This is a genomic window from Paracoccus sp. (in: a-proteobacteria), from assembly GCF_039808215.1.
GTDB lineage: Bacteria > Pseudomonadota > Alphaproteobacteria > Rhodobacterales > Rhodobacteraceae > Paracoccus.
In genome coordinates, this window is sequence record NZ_JBDHSP010000105.1 from 1 (window position 1) to 7,013 (window position 7,013).

The window sequence follows — 7,013 nt, forward strand, 5'->3', positions numbered from 1 at the left end:
AGGAGTGCTTCGGCTTTTGCGTCTGTTCCTTGCGCCTCTGTCTCACGAGCGAGGAACAAGAGTGCCTCAACGTCTTTTCGCTCGTCATCCAAGGCATCGAAGGCCACGGCGATATCGATCTGGTCGTCACCCGTTAGCTCATGCCAGTCTCCGACACCTTCGGTGGAAAAGAGCTGAAGCTGTCGCTGGTCGTCGTCCAGAGCGAGGAGTCGCTTTTCCAAGGTTGCACGGATGGCTGCGGTGCTGGACGTCACCAAACGCTGCATAAGGATCATCAAGAAGCCGATGTGCCGCTGCTTCGATGCCATGGCTTGGTTATAGCCGTGGCGAACATACTCAGTGATCGCTTCGTACAACCCTTGCTGTGCTTTGTGTCGGTCAAGCCAGGCGACAGCCTGAATGCGGGTCATTCGAGGCTTGAACAGAGGCTTGCCTTCAGCATCGATCGCAAGCCTCTTCTCTGTCCGCACGACGAACGGGCGCACGCGGTCGCTCGAGACGCTGTTCTCATCGGGGAAAGAGTCTCGATCCAGCAGCTGCATCAGACGGTGGAATTGATCCGTTTTCCCTTGGTGCGGCGTTGCCGACAAAAGCAGAAGGTACGGGGCAGCTTCGGCAAGTGCCGCGCCCAACTTGTACCGTGCAACCTGATCCGTGCTGCCTCCCATTCGGTGAGCCTCGTCGATGATCACAAGGTCCCAGTTGGCCGAAATCAGGTCCTCGAACCGTTCACGATTGTAGGTGCTGAGTTGCTCCGCGCTCCATCCGCGCCGCCCTTCGAGCGGTTTCACCGAATCCAGCGAACAGATCGTCTGATCGTGAAGCCGCCAGAGATTCTCCTCATCATCTCGGAACTGACGATATGCAGAAAGCTCTGACGGCTCGATGAACTGAAAGTTCTCACCGAAGTGCAGGCGCATCTCGGCCTGCCATTGCCGCACCAGACCCTTGGGCGCGACAACAAGGATCCGCTTGGCCATGCCGCGAAGCTTCAACTCCCGAAGGATCAGACCGGCTTCGATGGTCTTGCCAAGCCCCACCTCATCCGCAAGCAGATAACGGATCCGATCCCGGCTCATGGCGCGGTTCAGGGCGTAAAGCTGATGCGGCAAAGGAACGACGCTCGACTGGATCGGCGCCAGAAGCAGATTGTCTTCCAGCGCATCCAGGAGCTTTGCCGCGGCGGCCGTATGCAGGATCTGGTCGACTGTCGTTCGGACAGCGTCGAGTGGCCCTAGCTCCCGAGACCTGGCACGGACAACGGCATCCTTGCCCGGGAGCCAGACGCGGTATGCGGTTTCGCCCCACATCGCCTCCCGGTCCACGACACGGCAGGGTGCGGCATGTCGTTCATGCCAGCACCACGCGCCAATGCCAAAGTCTTGGGAGGCATGCGTCACGCATCAGCCTCCGTACGGGTCAGCGCCTGATCGTACCAGAGCAGGAGCTTTTCATCCTCTTGCAGCGTCTCATCCGGCAGCTTCTCGGCTATGCCAATGATCGTCTTGTAGTCCTTCGCAGCCCAGGCGGTTTTGAAGCCGGCGCGCAAGACCTCGAGCCGCGACTCCTTGAGCTGGCGCTTGTTCGCGGTCTTGTAGGCTTCGAACTCCTTCAGCAGCGACCGTTCGCGTTTCTGTTCCAGATCCTTCGCCTTGTTGGGATCGGGTACATACCAGCGGTCCTTTGCCTTTGCCTTCAGGCGCGGGTCTTCCTTCTCCAGCCCGCGGAGATCCTTGAAGTTGGTCGAAAGATAGCTGTGGATCTGGCTCGGCACGTCGCCGTTCCCGTCGAAGCGCAGGAAGTTGTCTTCAAGCAATGCCGTAAGCTCCGGCTTCTCTTCGTACTTTTTCCAACCGGCACCGACTTGGGTGGTGAACTCGGGATGCACCTCTTGATAGGTCGAAGGCCGCTTGCGCAGGAAATCCGTCAGCCAGTCGATGGCCGAGCGTTCGTCGGAGACAAACAGTTCCATCTGCGGCGCCTGAGCGGCTTGGGCACGTTTTCGGTCATACTCTGCCACCTGCTCTGACAAAAAGATCATGCCATCGCGTTCAGTGAAACGGCTGCGCAATCCTTCTAGAAACTCTTCAGTGGAGAGCGGCACGGGGAAATCGTGGCGAACAAACCATGCGACCATTCTGTCGTAGATGCGGCGCGGATCGCGCTCAATCACTATTTCAAGAATCCCACTCTTTGATTTGGAGACAGGTAATTGCCTTAGGTGGGTCTCAACAAAATCCCACGCAGACTCAGGCGCAGCGCCACGCTCAGAAAGACGGGCTTCAAGGCCACCATTAGGCTTATAAACGGAAATAACGAGGTCTTGCTTGACGGTATTCGGAGACACCCCCTGTTGAAAACTCCGTTGCTTTTTATCGAGTGCGTTCACCTCAGCCACAACAAATCCTGACTGTTGAAGCGCGACCTGAATAGCATTCCAAACCGACGCTCGGCTATTTGAGAAAACAACAGTCATCCAACGTCCGGGCTTCAGTACCCTGTGATATTCCTTGAAGCAGCGCTGCATCAGATGCTGGTAGTCGCTGACCTCCTTCTTTCTCACACGATCTACGATTGCTTCTGGTTTGGGATCGGTCTTGACGCCATGCCACGCCTCAACAAGAAAATTGAGATCGGCATAATAGATATTTTCTCCGAACGGCGGATCTGTGAAAATGTAGTCAACAGAGTTCTCGGGAAGTGGAATTCTGTCTGCGCTGCCAGTAGACACAAACACATCACCATTCCGTCCATTGAATGAAGAGAAGGTCTTTACAAGTCGCTTGAGTTTACCTTCAAACTGCGCCCAAGGGCTTACTTCTGATATCAGCGACGGCACATAAAAGACCCCAGGCAGGTCTAATCCAACCTGTGTACCACCAAGTTTCCCGTGTTGAATTGGCTTATAGCGATTCAGCGTGGACATCCCGCGTATGCCCTGTTCAATAAAATACCTCAGCATCAAAGAAATTCGGTGATCTGGGTGCTGATTGGCCTTTTCCCATAGAAATGACATTGCTTGCGCAGCTCTTGGCAAATACATCAGATGCACTGCAGTAGTCTTGGTCGTCCGCATTCGTCCAACGCGGGACATCTGACAATCTGGCAACTCATCGAGTGGGAGAGAGCTGGGAATTTCCAACTGGGAGATCTTCCGAATAATTTCTAAATCTCTTTCGTCGGGCTTCTTCACATGTTTGTCCCGCCCTATTCTGTATTGAATCCGAACCGGGACGCGCTTTGTAACCTCAATTATTTCCTGAGTACGAGGATCAATGACACTCTCGAAACGGAGGTCCATTTGTTCTTTGGATCCTTCGGCACCACAATGCGGGCAGCATACCGTATCGGAGACCACCTGCGTCTCGTCATCAAGAGCAACATCAGCAAAAACAAACTCTCCCGAACAGGTAGAGCAGTTTAATACATCGCTCCAAACCACATATTCAATTTGGTATTTCCTCTTCCCGTCCGAGTGGATTGTTTCATACATCCACCCGAACTCTTTTTCAGCTTCGGCAAGCAACTTTGTTCCTGCCTTTTCAAACTCGCGTACATCAAACTCTAGATTATAGTTTGCGCCAATGAATGTCGCAGCAGGCGAGAGATCATTGATAACCGCTCTGCGCGCGCCCCATTTGGGAGCCGCCAATCCGGCCTTTTTCCTTTCCATCTCAAGTTTATGGCGGAATTCGGGTGGTGCGGTCTGACACCACTGAGCGGCAAGGCCGGTCATTCCGGAGCCCGAAAACCCATCCAAAACAACGTCCCCAGGATTTGTGAAGTGCAAGATTGAAGGGACGATGGCTAGGTGCGGTACCTTGGTATGGTAAGAATGCGCCGTATAAATCGCATCCGTTTTTCCGACGCTAACATCAACAGCCATAGGCTCGCGTGCGTATTGTGCAGCAGGGTCGTAGGGCCGACCTGAATGTGAAACGAACTCCGATAGCCACGGGTTAGGGCAAGCCGTGTAGTAGGGCGGGTCCGACATCGCGAGGATTGCCTCGTCAGATCCTTGCGGAAAACCCTCTTGTGCACGGAACTCCGGCTCTTTCAGCTTCTCGGCCAAGAGCTTCAGGAAGTGCTCCCGACGCGCGTCATCGCTCGGGAACGTCATACCCAGGCATTCGACCGGCCCGCTCTTCTTGCCGCCATCCATCTTTAGTTGTTCAGTCATCGGTTCGTCTCATCTCAATATCGGTTGGCGGAAGTTCACTCGACCACGAAGCGCAGCTTGGTGGTGTCCTTGCCCTTGCAGCGGTCGGTCAGGAACGCCTCGAACCGCTTGCGCAGGTCTTCGGGCGTCGCGGGCGACCCGCCCTGAAGCAGTGCCTGCCGGATGTCGCTGCCCGAGACGACGACCTTGTCGAGACCGGACAGCGCCTCTTGCACTGCGCCGATGAACTCGGGCGTGACGGGATCGGGCAATGACTTGCTGTCGACAAAGCCGGTGACGATCTTGCGCGACCCTTCCTTCAGCAGTTCGAAGTTCGACTGGATGATTGGATCCTCGAGGTTGTCGAGAAGCGTCTGCACCCACCCGTCCAGCAGCTGATCAAGCTCGTCATCGAGTTGCTTGAGCACATTGGCCGCGGGCAGCATGTCGCCCTGCTCATTCGCCGGGCGGAAGTTACAGTGCGGGCAAACCGGGCTGGCCGCCAGTTCCGAGTCGATCAGCGAGGCGCAGCTCTTCAACTTGTCGAGCTTCTCTTCGAACGTGGTGAGCTGGCTTGTCGGCATCAGCGAGATATTCGCCAAAGCCCGCATGGCGACAAGACGCGAGTCCTTACGCAGCGCGGTCTTCGTCTTGTCTTCGGACACTCCGAGACGCGCCTTGCTGTGCAGGCTGACATACGCCGTCACATAGTCCTTTTTGAGCTTGGCCAGCGTCTGCCGGTGTTCGGATCCATTCTGTCCAGTTCGGCTCGCCGACAATGCGTCGAGGACCTGCTTGCGCGTGTCCTGAGCCTGCTTCACCCAAGCGTGGTCAGACGGCAGCACCATCTCGGCCTGGCCAAGATAGCTTGCCGTGTTCCCGAGTTCGCCGATCAGGCTGATGAGCCCTTCGACGGAGTTTAGAACCTCAAGGTTCTTTTTCTGGGCTGCGATATCGTCAGACCCAATGCGCAGGTTCTTGAGCTTGCCGACCGTGTTGTAGGGCGACAGGCTTTCCGAGAAGGCCTTGAGCTCGTCGAGCTTCGATCTCCAGTCGCGGATTTCTTCCTCGCGCAGAAGAGGCTGGCCCCAGAAGCTAAGCCGGTTCGCCATGTCGGTGGAAGCTGCAAGCACACGTTTTGTGAGCTTGCTGACTTCCTCCTGAAGCGCCTTGACCGGCTCATCCGAGCCTTGAGTGGCTTGCTGCGCCAGACCCGGCGGCAACTCCAGCATCTCGAAGAGGGACCGGAGCACGGCAACGTTGATCTCCTTCGGCGCCTCAACATGCTTGAACTGCTTCAACTCATCGAGCGGACGATCCGCGAGAAGCCCGATCTTGCCGGAGTCAATTTTGTCCCCGGTAATCGCGAGGACAATGTCACCGGAATAGACCAGTGACCCAAGCACCGTGACCAATAGGTCAGTCTCGAGCCGGTACTTGTCAGGGCTGAAGTACTCGATATCCGCGTTTCCAACGAGCAACTCACTGCGGTTCAACACTTGCCCATGACCTTTGGCCTTCAGCCGCGCGAGAACCTCCTGAGCGTATCGAGATTGAACCGGATCGATGCGATCACCATCGAGCATTTCGAGGCCATCCAGGACGATCACAGCGTCTTTCGTACGGTTGCTCCCCGTGAGAGCACGAAGCGCATTTCCAATGAGCTGCTTTCGGTTGGATTCCGTCACGAGCGCCGAGAATGTTGGGTATTCGGGCGAAACATCGGCGAACCGGCTGCTTAGCGCGATCCCCGCGATCACGTTGACGACGTCGCGGAAGTTGATGCGCTCGTCCGGCCCCAAGCGCGCTTTATCCCTGAGCGAAATGCCTTTGGTCCAGTCTCGTAGTGTCTTGGACTTGCCTTGGAACGTGACCTCGAATGCCTCCAGCTGTTTTTCTTGCAGCCATTTGCTCATTTCTCGTAGCGCATCGCGAGCGCGGTCGAGATACACGCCTTTCGCGCCACCACTTGCCGTGGAGGCCAGTTCCTGGGCGGCGGCGTAGAAGCTCAGCAATCGCTTGATGGTTTCGTCTGGTGCTTTCAGACGAAAGAAGACCTCGTCGGGCTTCTGCTCATCACGGAAACGCGGGGGATCGAAGGGCTGGATGAAGTACAAATAGAAATCCCGCTCTGGCTGAGCGGTCGGCCGGTCGTTCGGCGCGCCAAAGAACAGATAGCCAATCCGTTCGACGCGACGCTCCTGCCACTCGATCTGGTATTGCCAAATCTGGTGTCCCGTCACGTAGCTGGACTCGTCCGTGCGCTCCATGAGTTGGCGAATGGCGCCGTAGTACGCGCGATCGAGCGCATCCTCCGAAAGAGCCTCGGCCCGCTTCTCGATTTGCGCGTCGTAATCGACGTCCTTTTTCAGGTCGAGATAGTATTGCTCGGTGTCTGGCGCCTTGGAGATGAACTGACCGTTTACCGTCTTGAGGGTCTCTCGAAGCGTGGTCTGGACCGCGGTGAGTAGGTCGTCAGACGGGTCGCCACCCATGTCTTCAATACCCGGCTGAAACAGGCAAAGCGTGTCGCGCAGTTCCTCGGCCGTCGGTCCGACCGGCACATAGATGTCCCCGCCCGTCGTCAGGCGGTGGACCGAAAGACCGTCAATGATGCGAAGTGCCATCGGCTTATAGGCCGGCCGAGTGAACGCCTTGGAGACCCTCTCCGCAAGCACTTCTGAGACCTTGAGCACTGGCCCGATATTCGGATCTGAGCGCAAGACGGAGTTTGTTGCGACAGTGTCCCAAAACTTGTCGAAGCCGATTAGACCAGGCCGATCTGAAGGAACTTCATCGTCAAGGATTGCCTGGATCTGATCACGCAAGGTCACCAACGCGCCCCGCTTCTCGG

At 56.5% G+C, this 7,013-nt stretch carries 3 protein-coding genes; all 3 read right to left on the reverse strand.

The genetic code is table 11. From position 1 onward, the window contains the following. Positions 1-1,400, reverse strand: a 1,400-nt coding sequence (locus WMK75_RS17645; RefSeq protein WP_347268898.1) for a DEAD/DEAH box helicase, incomplete at its 3' end; no start/stop codon positions are given. Then, complete coding sequence (locus WMK75_RS17650; RefSeq protein ID WP_347268899.1) at positions 1,397-4,180, reverse strand: DNA methyltransferase; 2,784 nt, start codon at positions 4,178-4,180, stop codon at positions 1,397-1,399. The genes WMK75_RS17650 and WMK75_RS17645, both read right to left, overlap by 4 nt. A 35-nt stretch (positions 4,181-4,215) precedes the next feature. Continuing rightward, positions 4,216-7,013, reverse strand: a 2,798-nt coding sequence (locus WMK75_RS17655; RefSeq protein WP_347268900.1) for a DUF6079 family protein, incomplete at its 5' end; no start/stop codon positions are given.

Excerpts from the sequence above, each read along its gene's own strand:
- WMK75_RS17650 (WP_347268899.1), bottom strand. The coding sequence starts at position 4,180 with ATGACTGAACAACTAAAGATGGATGGCGGCAAGAAGAGCGGGCCGGTC.